Annotated in this window: 16 protein-coding genes; 12 read left to right on the forward strand and 4 right to left on the reverse strand. The window is 70.1% G+C overall.

Features of this window, described 5'->3' with window-relative positions:
- Nucleotides 1–129: 129 nt before the first annotated feature.
- Complete coding sequence (locus ACFYXH_RS31220) at nt 130–1254, reverse strand: DUF5937 family protein (RefSeq protein WP_389570057.1); 1125 nt, start codon at nt 1252–1254, stop codon at nt 130–132.
- Nucleotides 1255–1358: 104 nt separating this feature from the next.
- Between ACFYXH_RS31220 and ACFYXH_RS31225 the strand changes: the two genes are divergently transcribed.
- Nucleotides 1359–1583: a hypothetical protein gene (locus ACFYXH_RS31225; protein ID WP_389569916.1), complete on the forward strand. Its 225-nt coding sequence runs from the start codon at nt 1359–1361 to the stop codon at nt 1581–1583.
- A 133-nt stretch (nt 1584–1716) separates the two neighbouring features.
- Here the strand turns inward: ACFYXH_RS31225 and ACFYXH_RS31230 are convergent, their stop codons facing one another.
- Nucleotides 1717–2859, reverse strand: a complete 1143-nt coding sequence (locus ACFYXH_RS31230; RefSeq protein WP_389569919.1) for a threonine aldolase family protein — start codon at nt 2857–2859, stop codon at nt 1717–1719.
- 133 nt (nt 2860–2992) lie between these two features.
- Between ACFYXH_RS31230 and ACFYXH_RS31235 the strand changes: the two genes are divergently transcribed.
- The 10 genes from ACFYXH_RS31235 (at nt 2993) to ACFYXH_RS31280 (ending at nt 10869) form a co-directional block, all read left to right on the forward strand.
- Nucleotides 2993–3913 (forward strand): Rossmann-like and DUF2520 domain-containing protein, encoded by a 921-nt coding sequence (locus tag ACFYXH_RS31235; RefSeq protein ID WP_389569922.1) that lies wholly within the window; start codon nt 2993–2995, stop codon nt 3911–3913.
- Nucleotides 3910–4920, forward strand: a complete 1011-nt coding sequence (gene panC / locus ACFYXH_RS31240; RefSeq protein WP_389569924.1) for a pantoate--beta-alanine ligase — start codon at nt 3910–3912, stop codon at nt 4918–4920. The genes ACFYXH_RS31235 and panC overlap by 4 nt, the downstream gene beginning before the upstream one ends.
- Nucleotides 4917–6614 carry an L-aspartate oxidase gene (locus ACFYXH_RS31245; protein ID WP_389569927.1) on the forward strand — a complete coding sequence of 566 codons (1698 nt, stop codon included), beginning with the start codon at nt 4917–4919 and terminating at the stop codon, nt 6612–6614. Before panC ends, ACFYXH_RS31245 begins: the two co-directional genes overlap by 4 nt.
- Nucleotides 6615–6616: 2 nt before the next feature.
- Nucleotides 6617–7645 (forward strand): carboxylating nicotinate-nucleotide diphosphorylase, encoded by a 1029-nt coding sequence (gene nadC / locus ACFYXH_RS31250; RefSeq protein ID WP_389569929.1) that lies wholly within the window; start codon nt 6617–6619, stop codon nt 7643–7645.
- Nucleotides 7645–8442: a type III pantothenate kinase gene (locus tag ACFYXH_RS31255; RefSeq protein ID WP_108151068.1), complete on the forward strand. Its 798-nt coding sequence runs from the start codon at nt 7645–7647 to the stop codon at nt 8440–8442. The genes nadC and ACFYXH_RS31255 overlap by 1 nt, the downstream gene beginning before the upstream one ends.
- Before the next feature lie 107 nt (nt 8443–8549).
- Nucleotides 8550–9173, forward strand: coding sequence for a hypothetical protein (locus tag ACFYXH_RS31260; RefSeq protein WP_389570059.1), 624 nt, complete (start codon nt 8550–8552; stop codon nt 9171–9173).
- Nucleotides 9174–9187: 14 nt separating this feature from the next.
- Nucleotides 9188–9361 (forward strand): hypothetical protein, encoded by a 174-nt coding sequence (locus tag ACFYXH_RS31265; RefSeq protein ID WP_389569933.1) that lies wholly within the window; start codon nt 9188–9190, stop codon nt 9359–9361.
- Between the two features lie 102 nt (nt 9362–9463).
- The gene (locus ACFYXH_RS31270) at nt 9464–9859 is read left to right on the forward strand and encodes a BlaI/MecI/CopY family transcriptional regulator (RefSeq protein WP_389569935.1); all 396 of its coding nucleotides are present in this window, start codon (nt 9464–9466) and stop codon (nt 9857–9859) included.
- A gap of 9 nt (nt 9860–9868) precedes the next feature.
- Nucleotides 9869–10390 (forward strand): amino-acid N-acetyltransferase, encoded by a 522-nt coding sequence (locus tag ACFYXH_RS31275; protein WP_389569938.1) that lies wholly within the window; start codon nt 9869–9871, stop codon nt 10388–10390.
- Between the two features lie 143 nt (nt 10391–10533).
- The gene (locus ACFYXH_RS31280; protein ID WP_362689135.1) at nt 10534–10869 is read left to right on the forward strand and encodes an Lsr2 family protein; all 336 of its coding nucleotides are present in this window, start codon (nt 10534–10536) and stop codon (nt 10867–10869) included.
- Here ACFYXH_RS31280 and ACFYXH_RS31285 read toward each other — a convergent pair.
- Nucleotides 10848–11426, reverse strand: coding sequence for an SCO3374 family protein (locus tag ACFYXH_RS31285; protein ID WP_389569942.1), 579 nt, complete (start codon nt 11424–11426; stop codon nt 10848–10850). The two genes, ACFYXH_RS31280 and ACFYXH_RS31285, sit on opposite strands and share 22 nt — an antisense overlap.
- A 432-nt stretch (nt 11427–11858) precedes the next feature.
- Here ACFYXH_RS31285 and ACFYXH_RS31290 point away from each other — a divergent pair, with 432 nt between their 5' ends.
- Nucleotides 11859–14384, forward strand: coding sequence for an ATP-dependent Clp protease ATP-binding subunit (locus tag ACFYXH_RS31290; protein ID WP_362689129.1), 2526 nt, complete (start codon nt 11859–11861; stop codon nt 14382–14384).
- A 91-nt stretch (nt 14385–14475) separates the two neighbouring features.
- On the opposite strand, the gene dacB is transcribed toward ACFYXH_RS31290, so the two are convergent.
- Nucleotides 14476–16074: a D-alanyl-D-alanine carboxypeptidase/D-alanyl-D-alanine-endopeptidase gene (gene dacB / locus ACFYXH_RS31295; RefSeq protein WP_389569945.1), complete on the reverse strand. Its 1599-nt coding sequence runs from the start codon at nt 16072–16074 to the stop codon at nt 14476–14478.
- Nucleotides 16075–16419 lie beyond the last annotated feature (345 nt).

The raw sequence follows: 16419 nt of genomic DNA on the forward strand, positions 1-16419 counted from the left end.
CTGACGCAGCTGACGAAGCTCTCACCCTGCTCACGCAGCTCTCACGCGGCTCACGCAGGTCTCACGCGGCTCACGCAGGTCTCACGCGGCTCACGCAGGTCTCACGCGGCTCACGCAGGTCTCACGCGGCTAACGCAGCACTGTCTCCAGGAAGTCGCTGCCGAGCCGGGCGACGGCGGAGACGTCCAGCTGGTGCAGTACGTACCGGCCGCGCCGCCGGGTGGAGATCAGCCCGGCCTTCTTCAGCACGGCCAGATGGCGGGAGACCTCGGGCGCAGTGATCCCGTACGCGTCCGCCAGTTCGCTGGTCGTGTACGGCGCGCGGGCGAGGTTGCGGCACAGCCGCATGCGCATGGGGTGCGCCAGCGCCTCCATCCGCAGCTTCAACAGCTCCACGGGGGCGGGGCCCGGCAGTTCGGGTGAGCCGACGGGGTAGTGGATCACCGGCCGCCAGCCGGGTGCGTGCAGCACCATGAGATGCGGCCAGCCGAAGCTCGACGGGACGAGGGAGAGCCCGGCGCCGACGGCGGGGTCGACGGCGGTCGTCCGCCCTTCCGCGAGTTTGTCGGCGCTGATACGGGTCCGGCCCTCGTCCACCGAGAGTGCGGGGGAGACGGCGTGCAGCGCCTCGGCGAGGCCCTTGCGGCGCAGCAGCTCGGTCTTGTGGCGGGCGTCGGCGGCGAGCTGGGTGGAGACGCGCCGCCAGGTGTCGGCGAAGAAGGACTGGTCGCAGTCCTCGAAGAGGCGCCGCACCCAGGCGCGTACGGAGGCGGGGTCGTCCAGCAGCCGGCGGGTGAAGTCGAGCTGCTTGGGCCCGCGGGTGGCGGCGAGTTCGAGTGCGCGCTCGCGCCTGGCGGGGTCGGTGAGGGCGGACGGGCCGGCGGTCCCGTACGTACTGGCGCAGGTGAACTCCAGAGCGGCGGAGACGAAGCGCTCGTCGTCGAGCCGGTCGAGCATGTCCAGCTCTTCGGCGAGGTTGGCGCCGGTCCGACCGCCGGCCGCGCCCAGGGTCGCGGGCAGCCCGGCGAACGGCATGAAGACGTCCGAGAAGGTGGACCGCCACAGGAAGTCGGTCTCGTGCAGCCGGTCCGCAAGGTCCGGCTTGAGCCCGGCGGCGGTCGCGGTGGCCCAGCCGTGCAGCCCTGGATGGTGCCCGGGTTCGGCAAGCGCATGCAGCGCCACGCCCAGCTCGGCGAGGGGAGAAATCTCGAAGACGATGCGCTCGGGGGGCAGCCCCGCGATATCGATGGTCACGCTCACGCCTCCATGGTGCGGGTGCGCGGGGCGGGTCTCGCGCCATTTGACGCGGCTCGTCAATCGACGCGACGGGGTGGGCGGGGCGGGCGCAGCGTAAACGCATGAACGCCATGCATCAGTACATGATCGACAATTACCGCGCGGCGCAGCGGGGCGAGCAGGCGCCGCCACAGCCGGGCCTGAACGACTGGCAGGTGATCCGAGAGCTCCGCGACTACCGCCGCTTCCAGACGGTGCTCGCCGGCCACCGCTCCCACGGCCGCATTCGTGCGGCGCTGACCCGCCTGCTGCACCCGCGCGCGGCGAACTCGGCGAACTGCGGCTGAGCCCGGGTCGAGGGCGCCGGGCTTGCCCCAGGCGCCCGGTTAGCCCCGGCCCCCAGGCGCCCGGCTACCCCAGGCGCCCGGCTACCCCAGGCGCCCGGCTAGCCCAGGCCCCCGGCTACCCCAGGCCCCCCGCTTACCCCACCCTCCGCATGAACTCCGCCACCGCCGCTCTCACGTCATCACCCGTCCACTCCAGCCCCTCAGACGCCACCGTCAGCTCCGTCACCGACACCCCCGGCGGGCAGCCCTCCGTGAACCACCTCCTGAAGAGCGTCACGCCCGTCTCCTCCGCCTGGCGCACCGCCGCCTCGTTCAGAGCTTCCGCCTCGTGGGCCAGCCAGACCTGGAACTGGTGCGTGTGCGGCTCCTCCGGGTGGACCCGGAACCACGGGACGCCAGCCTCCGCGAAGGCCTCGCGCAGCGCCGCGGCCACCACCTTCGCGTGGGCCACGTACGACGGCAGCCGCGGCAGCTCCCGCTCCAGGCCCAGCAGCGCGGACAGCGCCGCCGGGTACTGCTGGAAGACCTGGCCGCCGTACCGGTGCCGCCAGGTCCTGGCCTCGGCCACCAGGTCCTCCGGGCCCGCCAGCACCGCGCCGGAAAGTGCGTCCAGGGACTTGTAGAAGGACACGTACACGCTGTCCGCGAGGGACGCGATCTCGTCCAGGGGGCGGCCGAAGTGCGGGGCGCACTCCCACAGGCGCGCGCCGTCGAAGTGCACCACTGCATCGCGTTCCCGCGCCGCTTCCACGACCTCCACCAGTTCGTCCCACGACGGCAGTACGAAACCCGAGTCCCGCAGCGGCAGTTCCAGCATCAGCGCGCCGAAGGGCTCGTCGAAGTCACGTATCTCCGCCGCCGTCGGCAGCCGCGGCTCGTGCGTCGGATGCACCGTCCGCAACCCGCTCACCACGCCGAACGCGCCCCGCTCATGCACCTCCGGATGCGCCGTCGGATGCAGCGCGACCGTCGGATTCCCGGTACGCCCCGCCCAGCACCGCAGTGCCACCTGCTGCGCCATCGTCCCGGTCGGGAAGAACGCCGCGGCCGGGAACCCGAGCAGCTGCGCCGCCCGCTCCTCCAGCTCCGCGACGACCCCGTTGCCGTATACATCCGTCCATTCGTCGAGGTCGTACACCTCGCCCGCGTGCGCCGCCAGCGCCGCAAGCCGGTCCCCGAGCCGGTGGTCCGCGGAGGCTCGCCACAGCACCCGGTCCGACGCCCGCCATGCGGCGAGCCTGCGGTGCCGCTCGTCCTGCTCCGTCGTGTCAGCCATGCACCGATCATGCACCGACGGCCGATCGCCGCCCACAGCCTGTGGACAACTCGAAGGCCTCGGGAAACGCTGGCGTAGCATGACGAGAAATCGTCCGGTACCCCCCGCGGACTGGAACGGAAGGCCCCGCCGCGTGAATGCCACAGCACCACAGGAACCGCTCGACCCGCGGGACCGCCCCGCCCGACTCACCGTCGGCGTCGTCGGAGCAGGCCGGGTCGGCCCGGCCCTCGCCGCATCGCTCCAGCTCGCCGGACACCGCCCGGTCGCCGTCTCCGGCGTCTCCGACGCGTCCGTACGACGGGCTGCCGCACTGCTCCCCGACGTACCGCTGGTGCCCCCCGCAGAGGTCCTCGCACGCGCCGAGCTGGTGCTGCTGACCGTCCCCGACGACGCGCTGCCCGCGCTGGTCGACGGGCTGGTCGAGACCGGTGCCGTACGACCCGGACAGCTGCTTGTGCACACCTCCGGGCGGTACGGCGTCAAGGTGCTCGACCCCGCCACGAGGGCCGGCGCGCTGCCGCTGGCCCTGCACCCCGCGATGACGTTCACCGGGACCAGCGTCGACGTTCAGCGGCTGGCCGGCTGTTCCTTCGGAGTGACCGCCCCCGAAGAGCTGCGGCTGGCCGCCGAGGCGCTTGTCATCGAGATGGGCGGCGAGCCCGAGTGGATCGAGGAGGAGGCCCGCCCGCTCTACCACGCGGCCCTCGCCCTCGGCGCGAACCACCTCGTCACCCTGGTCGCCCAGTCGATGGAGCTGCTGCGTACGGCGGGGGTCTCCGCCCCGGACCGGATGCTCGGCCCGTTGCTCGGCGCCGCCCTCGACAATGCCCTGCGCTCCGGCGACGCCGCGCTCACCGGACCCGTCGCACGCGGCGACGCGGGCACTGTCGCGGCGCATGTCGCGGAGCTGCGCAAGCACGCGCCCGCGACGGTCGCCGGGTATCTGGCGATGGCCCGCACCACCGCCGACCGGGCGCTCGCACACGGAATGCTCAAACCGGAGCTCGCCGAGGACCTGCTGGGCGTCCTCGCCGAGGGGGACGTCCGATGAGCCACGATTTCGAACTCGTGCCGACTCTGGACGACTTGGGCCACGTCCTCGACCACCACGCCGTCCCCGGCCGCACCGCCGTCGTCATGACCATGGGCGCCCTCCACGAGGGCCACGCCACCCTGATCGGCGCCGCCCGCGAGCATGTCGGCCGCAAGGGCTTCGTCGTCGTCACGGTCTTCGTCAACCCGCTCCAGTTCGGTGCGGGCGAAGACCTCGACCGGTACCCCCGTACGCTCGACGCCGACCTCAGGACGGCCGAAGAGGCAGGCGCGGACGTCGTGTTCGCGCCCTCGGCCGGCGAGGTCTACCCGGGTGGCCGGCCGCAGGTCCGCATCACCGCGGGCCCGATGGGCGAGCGGCTCGAAGGGGCCGCCCGCCCCGGCCACTTCGACGGCATGCTCACCGTCGTTGCCAAGCTCCTCCACCTCACCCGCCCCGATGTCGCCTTCTTCGGTCAGAAGGACGCACAGCAGCTCGCGCTGATCCGCCGTATGGCCCTCGATCTGAACTTCCCGGTCGAGATCGTCGGCGTACCGACCGTCCGTGAGGCCGACGGCCTCGCGCTCTCCAGCCGCAACCGCTACCTGTCGGCCGACGAGCGCCGTACCGCCCTTGCCCTGTCCAGGTCCCTCTTCGCGGCGCACGACCGCCTCGCCGCCGAACACGCCCTGCACGCCCGCGCCGAGGCCACCCACGGCACCGTCGCCCGCGCCGCCGCGCTGTCCGCGATCGGTGAGGCCCGAGCGGCGGCCGACGCGCACGCGGTGGCCCAGGCGGGACCGGGCTGCGTAGCCGCCGTCCGCGCCGCGGCCCGCGCTGTCCTCGACGAGGCCGCGCGCGCCCAACCGCCTCTCGTCCTCGACTATCTGGCCCTCGTCGATCCGGCCACCTTCACCGAGGTCCCCGACGACTACACCGGCGAGGCGATCCTCGCCGTCGCCGCGCGGATCGGTGCGACGCGCCTGATCGACAACATCCCCCTGACCTTCGGAGCCCCAGCATGACCGGAATACGGCTGAACGCCCCCGCTCCCGGCTGGGCCATCGAGGCCGACGTCGTCGTGGTCGGCTCCGGAGTCGCGGGTCTGACCGCCGCGCTGCGCTGCACGGCCGCCGGGCTGAGCACGGTCGTGGTCACCAAGGCCCGCCTGGACGACGGCTCCACGCGCTGGGCGCAGGGCGGCATCGCCGCCGCGCTCGGCGACGGCGACACCCCGGAGCAGCATCTGGACGACACCCTGGTCGCGGGCGCGGGCCTGTGCGACGAGGAGGCGGTCCGCACCCTGGTCACCGAGGGCCCCGACGCCGTACGCCGGCTGATCGCCACCGGCGCGCACTTCGACACCTCCGAGGCCGGCGAGATCGAGCTCACCCGCGAGGGCGGCCACCACCGGCGCCGTATCGCGCACGCGGGAGGCGATGCGACGGGCGCCGAGATCTCCCGCGCGCTCGTCGAGGCCGTACACGCCAGCAAGCTGCGCGCCATCGAAAACGCCCTGGTTCTGGACCTGTTGACGGACGCCGACGGCCGTACGGCCGGAATCACCCTCCATGTCATGGGTGAGGGCCAGCACGACGGCGTCGGTGCCGTCCACGCCCCCACCGTCGTGCTGGCCACCGGTGGCATGGGCCAGGTCTTCTCCGCCACCACCAACCCCGCGGTCTCCACCGGCGACGGCGTCGCGCTCGCGCTCCGTGCCGGCGCGGAGATCTCCGACCTCGAATTCGTGCAGTTCCACCCGACGGTGCTCTTCCTCGGCGCGGACTCCGAGGGCCAGCAGCCGCTGGTCTCCGAGGCGGTACGAGGAGAGGGCGCCCATCTCGTCGACGCGTCCGGCACCCGCTTCATGCTCGGGCAGCACGAACTGGCCGAGCTCGCCCCCCGCGACATCGTCGCCAAGGGCATCATGCGCCGGATGGAGGAGCAGGGCGCCGCACACATGTACCTCGACGCCCGCCATTTCGGCGCCGAGATGTGGGAGCAGCGCTTTCCCACCATCCTCGCGGCCTGCCGGGCCCACGGCATCGACCCGGTCACCGAGCCCATCCCGGTCGCTCCGGCCGCCCACTACGCCTCCGGCGGCGTACGCACCGACCTGCACGGCCGCACCACCGTCCCGGGCCTGTACGCCTGCGGCGAGGTCGCCTGCACCGGAGTCCACGGCGCGAACCGCCTCGCCTCCAACTCCCTCCTGGAGGGCCTGGTCTTCGCCGAGCGCATCGCCGCCGACATCGCCTCCCGCGCCCCGCTCCGGGCCGGCCGGCCTGCCGTGCCCGCGACCCCCTCCGTGCTGCCGCTCATCGCGCCCGAGACGCGGGCCGAGATCCAGCGGATCATGTCCGACGGCGCGGGTGTGCTCCGCTCCGCGCAGAGCCTGACCGAGGCGGCGGCCGCGCTCGGCGCCGTACACCGCAACGCCGTGCAGGACCAGGAAGGTTCGGGCAAGACGGCCGAGCCCGGAGTCGAGTCCTGGGAGACCTCCAACCTCCTGTGCGTGGCCCGTGTGCTGACCGCCGCCGCGCTGGAGCGCGAGGAGACCCGCGGCTGCCACTGGCGCGAGGACCGCCCCGAGCGCGACGACGCCGACTGGCGCCGCCATCTCGTCGTACGCCTCGCGCCGGACCGCAGCCTGGTCGTCCGCCGCACCGAGAACACCGCATTCGCCCCCACAGTCCCCGACGCCCCCAGGGAGCCGTAACCGTGAGCACGCCCGAAGAACGTCCGCGTCCCGTGGACGTACCGCTGATCCAGATCGGCGCACCCGCAGCGGCCTCGACGGGCGGCTGCGGAGACGCCTGCGGCTGCTCCGCCGACGAGGAGGGGTACGACGAGCTGGAGTGCGGCCTCGACCCCGGCCTCGCCCAGCTTCTGCTCGACGCGGGCCTCGACCCCGTACAGGTCGAGGACATCGCCCATCTCGCCATCAGCGAGGACCTCGACGGCGGCGTGGACGTGACGACCGTGGCGACCGTCCCCGAGGACGCCGTCGCCACCGGCGACTTCACCGCCCGCGAGGCGGGCACGGTCGCCGGTCTGCAGATCGCCGAGGCCATCCTGTCCATCGTCTGCACCGACGAGTTCGAGGTCGAGCGGCACGTCGAGGACGGTGACCGCGTCGAGGCCGGCCAGAAGCTGCTGTCCGTCACCACCAACACCCGTGACCTGCTCACCGGCGAGCGCAGCGCGCTCAACCTGCTGTGCCGCCTCTCCGGTATCGCGACCGCGACCCGCGCCTGGGCCGACCTGCTCGAAGGCACCAAGGCCAGGGTCCGCGACACCCGCAAGACCACCCCGGGCCTGCGCGCGCTGGAGAAGTACGCGGTGCGCTGCGGCGGCGGCGTCAACCACCGCATGTCGCTGTCCGACGCCGCGCTCGTCAAGGACAACCACGTGGTGGCGGCGGGCGGCGTCGCGCAGGCCTTCAAGGCCGTACGGGAGCAGTTCCCGGACCTCGCGATCGAGGTCGAGGTGGACACCATGCACCAGGTCCGCGAAGTTATCGACGCGGGCGCGGACCTGATCCTGCTGGACAACTTCACCCCGGCCGAGACCGAGGAGGCCGTGGCGCTCGTCGCGAGCCGCGCAGCCCTCGAGTCCTCCGGCCGCCTCACCCTCGAGAACGCCCGCGCCTACGCCGAGACGGGCGTCGACTACCTCGCGGTGGGCGCGCTGACGCACTCCTCCCCGATCCTCGACATCGGCCTCGACCTGCGCGAGGCAGGCCTCTGATGCTGCTCACGATCGACGTCGGCAACACCCACACCGTCCTCGGCCTGTTCGACGGTGAGGAGATCGTCGAGCACTGGCGCATCTCCACCGACGCCCGCCGCACCGCCGACGAACTCGCCGTCCTGCTGCAGGGCCTGATGGGCATGCACCCGCTGCTCGGCGACGAGCTGGGCGACGGTATCGAGGGCATCGCGATCTGCTCCACCGTCCCTTCCGTCCTGCACGAGCTGCGCGAGGTGACCCGCCGCTACTACGGCGACGTCCCGGCCGTCCTCGTCGAGCCCGGTATCAAGACCGGCGTGCCGATCCTGATGGACAACCCCAAGGAGGTGGGCGCGGACCGCATCATCAACGCGGTCGCCGCCGTCGATCTCTACGGCGGCCCGGCGATCGTCGTCGACTTCGGTACGGCGACGACCTTCGACGCGGTCAGCGCGCGCGGCGAGTACGCGGGCGGTGTGATCGCGCCCGGCATCGAGATCTCCGTCGAGGCGCTCGGCGTCAAGGGCGCCCAGCTCCGCAAGATCGAGCTGGCCCGTCCGCGCAGTGTCATCGGCAAGAACACTGTCGAGGCCATGCAGTCCGGCATCGTGTACGGGTTCGCGGGCCAGGTCGACGGCGTTGTCGCGCGTATGAAGGTCGAGCTCGCCGACGACCCGGACGAGGTCACCGTGATCGCGACCGGCGGTCTGGCCCCGATGGTGCTCGGCGAGTCCTCGGCGATCGATGAGCACGAGCCGTGGCTGACCCTGATCGGCCTGCGTCTGGTCTACGAGCGGAACGTCTCCCGTATGTGAGCCCGGCGCGGTATTCCGCCGCGCCGGGACTCATCGCATTAACCAGATTTTGTCCCTTTGGCGCGTATCGTCGGCCCATGCCCACGCCATACGGATCCCGCGGCGGAATGGCGTTCGGCGCAGACGAGCTGCGTGTGCTCCGACGTGCCCTCGCCGTCGCCCTCCATCCTGCCCCTCTCGCCGACGAGGACATCCAGGACTGTCTGCGTCTGGCCGATTCCCTGGACGAGGCGGTCCGCGAGGCCGGCCGGCTGCGAGCGTTCCTCCATGCCGATCTCGCCCGCTACCGCGAAGCGCTCCCGGGCTCCGCCGCCGGCTATCTGGAGCTACTCCAGGACGCCCTGGCCGCCGGGTACGACCCCCGCCCGGAGGATCTGGCCGCGCTGCGCACCCTGCGCGGTACTGCGGCCGGTGCCGCTGTGCTGCACCGCTGCCAGACGCTCGCCGAAGCGTCGGTACGGGCCCGGCTGGCGGGCCGCCGGGTCGAGGCCGTGCCCCCACCCGCCGCCGCGGGCCCGCGCACCCGCCTGCTCGCGCTCCCCGGCGGCCGCGCCGCCGCCGACGAGCCGAAGCCGCAGCAGAAACCGCAGCAGAAGCCCCAGCAGAAACCGCAGGAGAAACCGCAGCCCAAGGCGCCGGTGCCCACCGATCGCCCGGTCCCGAAGCCCTCCGAGGCATTCCCGCCGCGCCGCAAGCCCGTGCCCCCACCGGAACAGCTGGCCGCCGGATAGCTACTCTGGGAGCCATGGACTACGTATCCGCGCTCCTGCCCCCCGTGGTGATGGCTGTCTTCTTCACTTTCTTGGTCGTGACGATCGTCAAGAGCCAGGGCGGCCCGAACAAGGCCAAGGAGGACGCGATCGTGGACGCCGCGGTCGCTCGCGCGGAGGCCACACAGCAGGTCGTCCGCGGCGACTGACGCGTTCCTCAGCATCGAGGACGTACGGACGTTTTATGCCCGTACGTCCTTTTTGTTACGTCAATAACCAGCCATTCCGACATCTCCGACTATGGTGGCGCTGTGCCCCGCCAATTGGGAGAGCTGGAAGACGCCGTCATGACACGCGTCTGGCAATGGAACCGGCCGGTCACGGTCCGGGAAGTCCTCGAAGATCTTCAGCAGGAACGGTCCATCGCCTACACCACCGTCATGACGGTAATGGACAATCTCCATCAGAAGGGCTGGGTGCGCAGGGAAGTCGAAGGCCGCGCCTATCGATATACGGCGGTCTCCACCCGCGCCGCCTACTCGGCCGCACTCATGAACGAAGCGTGGTCCAAGAGCGACAACCCCGCGGCCGCACTTGTGGCCTTCTTCGGCATGATGTCGCCCGAGCAGCGTGAGGCTCTCCTAGCCGCCGTCCGCATCGTTCAGGGCGACGAGGCCGCCGACGGTGGGACCACGCCGGAGCGATAGCGTCGGGCCATGCCTTATGCCGCAGCAAATGCCATCACCGTCCGGCGGGCCAGGACCAGCGATGTGCCGTCGGTCCGCCGACTCGTCGACCCGTACGTGAGTGAAGGCATCCTGCTCGACAAAGCGACGGTGACGCTTTACGAAGCCATCCAGGAGTTCTGGGTCGCGGAACGCGACGAGGATGCCCAGGTGGTCGGCTGCGGTGCACTCCATGTCATCTGGGAAGACCTCGCCGAAGTGCGCACTCTTGCAGTGGATCCCGCGTTCAAGGGCACCGGCATCGGTCATCACGTGCTCGACAAGCTGTTGCAGACCGCCCGTCGGCTCGGAGTGCTCAAGGTTTTCTGTCTCACCTTCGAAGTCGACTTCTTCGGGAAGCACGGCTTCGTGGAGATCGGTGAGACGCCGGTCGACGGAGATGTCTACAGCGAGCTGCTGCGTTCCTATGACGAGGGCGTCGCCGAGTTCCTCGGGCTCGAACGAGTGAAGCCGAACACCTTGGGCAACAGCCGGATGCTTCTGCACCTGTGATCACCACAAGAGGCGGATCCCTATGTCCGAATCGCGCACGTTTCCCGCGTTCTTGAGGTTCTGAACCTCTGCCAAGGGTTTGTGTTTTCCAGGGAAAAGCGGTTTCCTTTCCGCGTACTGCATTTTCGATGAAAGGAAATCCGGTGGCACAGAAGGTTCAGGTCCTTCTTGTCGATGACCTCGACGGCGGCGAGGCGGACGAGACCGTGACGTTCGCTCTGGACGGCAAGACCTACGAGATCGACCTCACCACCGCCAATGCGGACAAGCTCCGTGGTCTGCTCGAGCCGTACGCAAAGAGTGGCCGGCGTACTGGTGGCCGCGCTGCGGCCGGTCGGGGCAAGGGCCGCGCCGCGGCCGGTGGCAACAAGGACACCGCCGAAATCCGCGCCTGGGCCAAGGCGAACGGCTTCGAGGTCAACGACCGCGGCCGCGTCCCGGCCACGGTTCGCGAGGCTTACGAGAAGGCCAACGGCTGAGTATTTGTTTGCGGCGTATTCGTACGCAGCAAACGGGCCCGGTGGCACTCGGTCGCCGCTGTGTCCACGAGTCGTACGAGATCGGGGCTGATTCCCCCACCGGAACCGGCGCTGCGCCCGAATGGGGCAAGCGCCGGCAACGTCGGTTCCACCTCGCGTCCCGGCACGGGGGGCCGCAGCCATACGGCGGCCTCCCGCGAGCCGGACCATCCGGGCGGCGGCGGGGCGGTCATCCGTCCGCCCGCGCCGATGGCGGTCAGATCGAGAGCGATCCCGCCCCACTCCAGCCAGTCGAGCAGCCCAGGCAGCTCGTCCGCGCTCCCTACGGCCACCAGAAGCCGCATTCGCTGCCCCATGAGGGCCACTGGCCCGGCAGCCCCCGTTCGGCGCAGCACAGCCGCGCCTGCGTCCGCCGGCAGCTCCAGTACGTCGAAGCGCAGACCGGTGAGCAGCTGCACCGGATCGCAGTCCGCCACGGCCCAGCCGAGTTCGTTCTCGTACCACTGCGCGGTGCCGCCGTCGAAGGGCGCACGGGGGAGCGGGACGGTGAGAGCCATACCCCCCGGAACTCCTGAGGCGGCTCGAGAGTTACGCAGAGTCGACGGATGATTGCACACGGTGTCCGAGTTGCGGGCGTACCAGCCCATTCGAGGGCGCAAAGTTGTTCGCCCGTAGCTGAGGGAACCGGTGCGCGCTGCATGGACTGTCAGTCCTTACGGGTAAGACATTCCTAGTGGGGAGGGGCGACACGCCTGTTTGGCCGCCTTGCGTTCGCCATCGGCGTAGCGATGGCGAGGGTAACTGCCTGGCCTGCGGGAACATCGTCTCGCACCATCGGGTTGGAGCAGTTGTCGGCGTTCAGCGGTCAGGAGGCCACAGACGGGTGTCGGCAGTTGGAATGAGCGGTCCCCGCTTGCGGGACTAAGCTGCGGAAGGACAGGGAGGGGACCGACCCCTTACTGCCTGACCGCTCTGAGGAGCGATTAACGATGTTCGAGAGGTTCACCGACCGCGCGCGGCGGGTTGTCGTCCTGGCTCAGGAAGAAGCCCGGATGCTCAACCACAACTACATCGGCACCGAGCACATCCTCCTGGGCCTTATCCACGAGGGTGAGGGTGTCGCCGCTAAGGCCCTGGAGAGCCTCGGGATTTCGCTCGAGGCGGTCCGCCAGCAGGTGGAGGAAATCATCGGGCAGGGCCAGCAGGCTCCGTCCGGGCACATCCCCTTCACCCCTCGTGCCAAGAAGGTCCTGGAGCTGTCGCTCCGCGAGGCCCTCCAGCTCGGCCACAACTACATCGGCACCGAGCACATCCTGCTCGGCCTGATCCGCGAGGGCGAGGGCGTCGCCGCCCAGGTCCTCGTGAAGCTGGGCGCCGATCTCAACCGGGTGCGGCAGCAGGTCATCCAGCTGCTCTCCGGTTACCAGGGCAAGGAAGCCGCCACTGCAGGCGGCCCGGCCGAGGGCACCCCCTCGACCTCGCTCGTCCTGGACCAGTTCGGCCGGAATCTCACCCAGGCCGCTCGTGAGTCCAAGCTCGACCCGGTCATCGGGCGCGAGAAGGAGATCGAGCGGGTCATGCAGGTGCTGTCCCGCCGTACGAAGAACAACCCGGTCCTCATCGGCGAGCCCGGCGTCGGCAAGACGGCGGTCGTCGAAGGCCTGGCGCAGGCCATCGTCAAGGGCGAGGTGCCCGAGACCCTCAAGGACAAGCACCTCTACACCCTCGACCTCGGTGCGCTGGTCGCAGGCTCCCGCTACCGCGGTGACTTCGAGGAGCGCCTGAAGAAGGTGCTCAAGGAGATCCGCACCCGCGGCGACATCATCCTGTTCATCGACGAGCTCCACACCCTGGTGGGTGCGGGCGCCGCCGAGGGCGCGATCGACGCCGCCAGCATCCTCAAGCCGATGCTGGCCCGTGGCGAGCTGCAGACCATCGGTGCGACGACGCTCGACGAGTACCGCAAGCACCTGGAGAAGGACGCGGCCCTCGAGCGCCGCTTCCAGCCCATCCAGGTCGCGGAGCCGTCCCTGCCGCACACCATCGAGATCCTCAAGGGTCTGCGCGACCGTTACGAGGCGCACCACCGGGTCTCCATCACGGACGAGGCGCTGGTCCAGGCCGCCACCCTGGCCGACCGGTACATCTCGGACCGCTTCCTGCCGGACAAGGCGATCGACCTGATCGACGAGGCCGGATCCCGGATGCGCATCCGCCGGATGACCGCGCCGCCGGACCTCCGCGAGTTCGACGAGAAGATCGCGGGCGTCCGCCGCGACAAGGAGTCGGCGATCGACTCCCAGGACTTCGAGAAGGCAGCTTCGCTCCGCGACAAGGAGAAGCAGCTGCTGGCGGCGAAGGCCAAGCGGGAGAAGGAGTGGAAGGCCGGCGACATGGACGTCGTCGCCGAGGTCGACGGCGAGCTGATCGCCGAGGTCCTCGCGACGGCCACCGGCATTCCCGTCTTCAAGCTCACCGAGGAAGAGTCCTCGCGGCTCCTCCGCATGGAAGACGAGCTCCACAAGCGCGTCATCGGGCAGAAGGACGCCATCAAGGCCCTTTCGCAGGCGATCCGCCGTACGCGAGCCGGTCTGAAGGACCCGAAGCGCCCCGGTGGCTCGTTCATCTTCGCCGGCCCGTCCGGTGTCGGTAAGACCGAGCTGTCCAAGACGCTCGCCGAATTCCTCTTCGGCGACGAGGACGCGCTGATCTCCCTCGACATGTCGGAGTTCAGCGAGAAGCACACGGTTTCCCGTCTCTTCGGTTCCCCGCCCGGATATGTGGGTTACGAAGAGGGCGGCCAGCTCACCGAGAAGGTGCGCCGGAAGCCGTTCTCCGTCGTCCTCTTCGACGAGGTCGAGAAGGCCCACCCCGATATCTTCAATTCCCTGCTGCAGATCCTGGAGGACGGTCGTCTGACCGACTCCCAGGGCCGCGTCGTGGACTTCAAGAACACGGTCATCATCATGACGACCAACCTCGGGACCCGGGACATCTCGAAGGGCTTCAACCTGGGCTTCGCGGCTCAGGGCGACGTCAAGTCGAACTACGAGCGGATGAAGGTCAAGGTCAACGAAGAGCTGAAGCAGCACTTCCGGCCTGAGTTCCTGAACCGTGTCGACGACACGGTGGTCTTCCACCAGCTCACCGAGGAAGACATCATCCAGATCGTCGACCTCATGATCGCCAAGGTGGATGAGCGCCTGAAGGACCGTGACATGGGCCTCGAGCTCAGCCCCACGGCCAAGTCGCTCCTCGCCAAGAAGGGCTACGACCCGGTCCTGGGCGCCCGGCCGCTGCGCCGGACGATCCAGCGCGAGATCGAGGACATCCTGTCGGAGAAGATCCTCTTCGGCGAGCTGCGCCCCGGTCACATCGTGGTCGTGGACACCGAGGGCGAGGGTGAGGAGAAGAAGTTCACCTTCCGCGGCGAGGAGAAGTCGGCACTGCCGGACGTTCCGCCGATCGAGCAGGCGGCCGGTGGAGCCGGTCCGAACCTGTCGAAGGACGCGTAAGCGTTCTGAGCAGCTGATCAGAGGGGCTGCCCCGGACCGTACGACTCGTACGGTCCGGGGCAGCCCCTTTTCCCGGTCGTCCGGCTGCCGTTCAGCAGAACTTCGGCTTCTGCCAGGAGCATTCGAGGTCGGCCGTCGGCTCGGTGCTGCGCGCGGCCTTCGGTGGTACGGCGGTGATGGTGCCGTGTGCCGTGTCGGACGAGGCGAGCGTGACGACGATCGCGTCCTCGATGCTCTTCACCGAAGAGGCCAGGTAGTTGTTGAGGACGATGCTGTAGACCAGCTCCCGCCCGCGCGCGTCGGTGACGTAACCGGAGAGAGCCGACGCTCCCGTCAAGGACCCTGTCTTGCCACGGGCGTTGAGGGCCGCCGGCGTTGCGCACATCCGGGAGCGGAGGGTGCCGCCCATGGCGCGGTCCGGGTTGCAGGCCACCGGCAGGGACGCGTACCAGTCGGCGTACCAGGAGGCGTCCCGTACGGACAGCAGCAGCGTGGCGAGCTGTTCGGCCGGGAAGAGGTTCATCCGGGTCAGGCCCGAGCCGTCGAGCTGGCGGAGGGTGGAGGTCTTCACGCCCTGCTTCTGCAAGTAGCCGCTGATGGCCGCCAGTCCGGCGTCCCAGGTGCCGCGGCCCGATGTCTCGTAGCCGATCGTCTTGGTCAGCGTCTCGGCGTGCATGTTGTTGGAGAGCTTCATGAACGGGAGCATCAGCTCCTTGAGCGGCATGGAGTTGTGCGAGGCGAGGGGCTTGGCGCCGGGCGGGGTGGGGCGACCCAGGCGGGGGCTGCCGGTGACGCGTACGCCATACCGGCCGAGTGCGTCGGAGAACACGGCGGCGGCGTAGCCGGTCGGCTCCCAGACGGTCACCCACTCCTTGGTGGCGCTCGCGCCGACGGGGATGTTCCCGCTGACGGTGATGGTGTTGGTGCCGTGCTCCCGCTCGACGGTGAGGGTGTCGCTCTGCCCGGAGGGGACGGTGGTTCCGCGGATGTCGAGGCGTATGTAGTCGGTGGGCGGGGTGAGCTTCACACGCGGCTTGTCACCGGCCTTGGCCCCGGGAGTGGCCTCGACGACGACCGTGCCGGAGTCGTAGTCGGTGTCGGGCGCGACGGTGAGCGGCGAGATCTGCGCGGAGTAGTACGAGGACTCGTCGTCGGCGGCCCAGGAACGGCCCAGGCGCTGGGTGTCGAAGCGGGTGTCGTCGGCGACGAGGCGGCCGGTGACGCGTGTGATGCCCGAAGCGGCGAGATCGGCGGCGAGCTGCTCGTAGTCCTTGGCGAGGGTGGTGGGGTCACCGCCGCCGCGCAGATAGAGGTCGCCGCGGAGGACGGAACCGTGGCGGCTGCCGGTGGACAGGACGTCGGTACGGAAGCGGTGGTCGGGGCCGAGCAGCGCCATGGCGGCGGTGGAGGTGGCGAGTTTGGTGTTGGAGGCGGGCATCAGACGGTCGGTGCCGTCCCGTTGGTAGAGCCGCTCCCCGGTGGCGGCGTCGGCGATCACCACGCTCGCGGCTCCGCCGTCCATACGGGCGTCCGCGAGGATCCTGTCGATGGCGCCCTTGAGCCCGGTGTCGGAGGGGCCCGCCCCGGCGGGCGCGCTCCAGGTGAGTGTGCAGACGAGCCCGATGACGGCGGGCCAGATCCAGCCGTGGCGCTTCAGGCGCCGGTGAGTGCGAATCACGGGTCTACTCATGGCACAGGAGCATCCCGGAGGGCTGTGCGGGCGGGAAGGTCGCAGATCGGCCGTGTGAGTCCGGCTTGCAGGTGTCCATTTCGGGGCGAATAGGGCATATGTGACCTGGGTGTTGGTGTGTCGTGGGCAACACCCCCGGGCCCCGGTCGGCTCCGGGCTCGTGACAAGGCACACATGCCCATCCGGCCCTACTAGCCGGAATAGGAGTACCGCTCGACCCTTGTCGGGGGCCTTCGGTCCGGGGTGCGGCGGGGCCTCTGGGGCGCAGGTGGGGGAGTGGCGCTCATCCCGGCCTGAGGGCGGCCCCGCTAGGCCCCTATATGCGGTTAAACCTCTTCCTCTGGG

Origin of the sequence: Streptomyces sp. NPDC002730 (assembly GCF_042888805.1) — a bacterium.
In the GTDB taxonomy this organism is placed as follows: domain Bacteria; phylum Actinomycetota; class Actinomycetes; order Streptomycetales; family Streptomycetaceae; genus Streptomyces.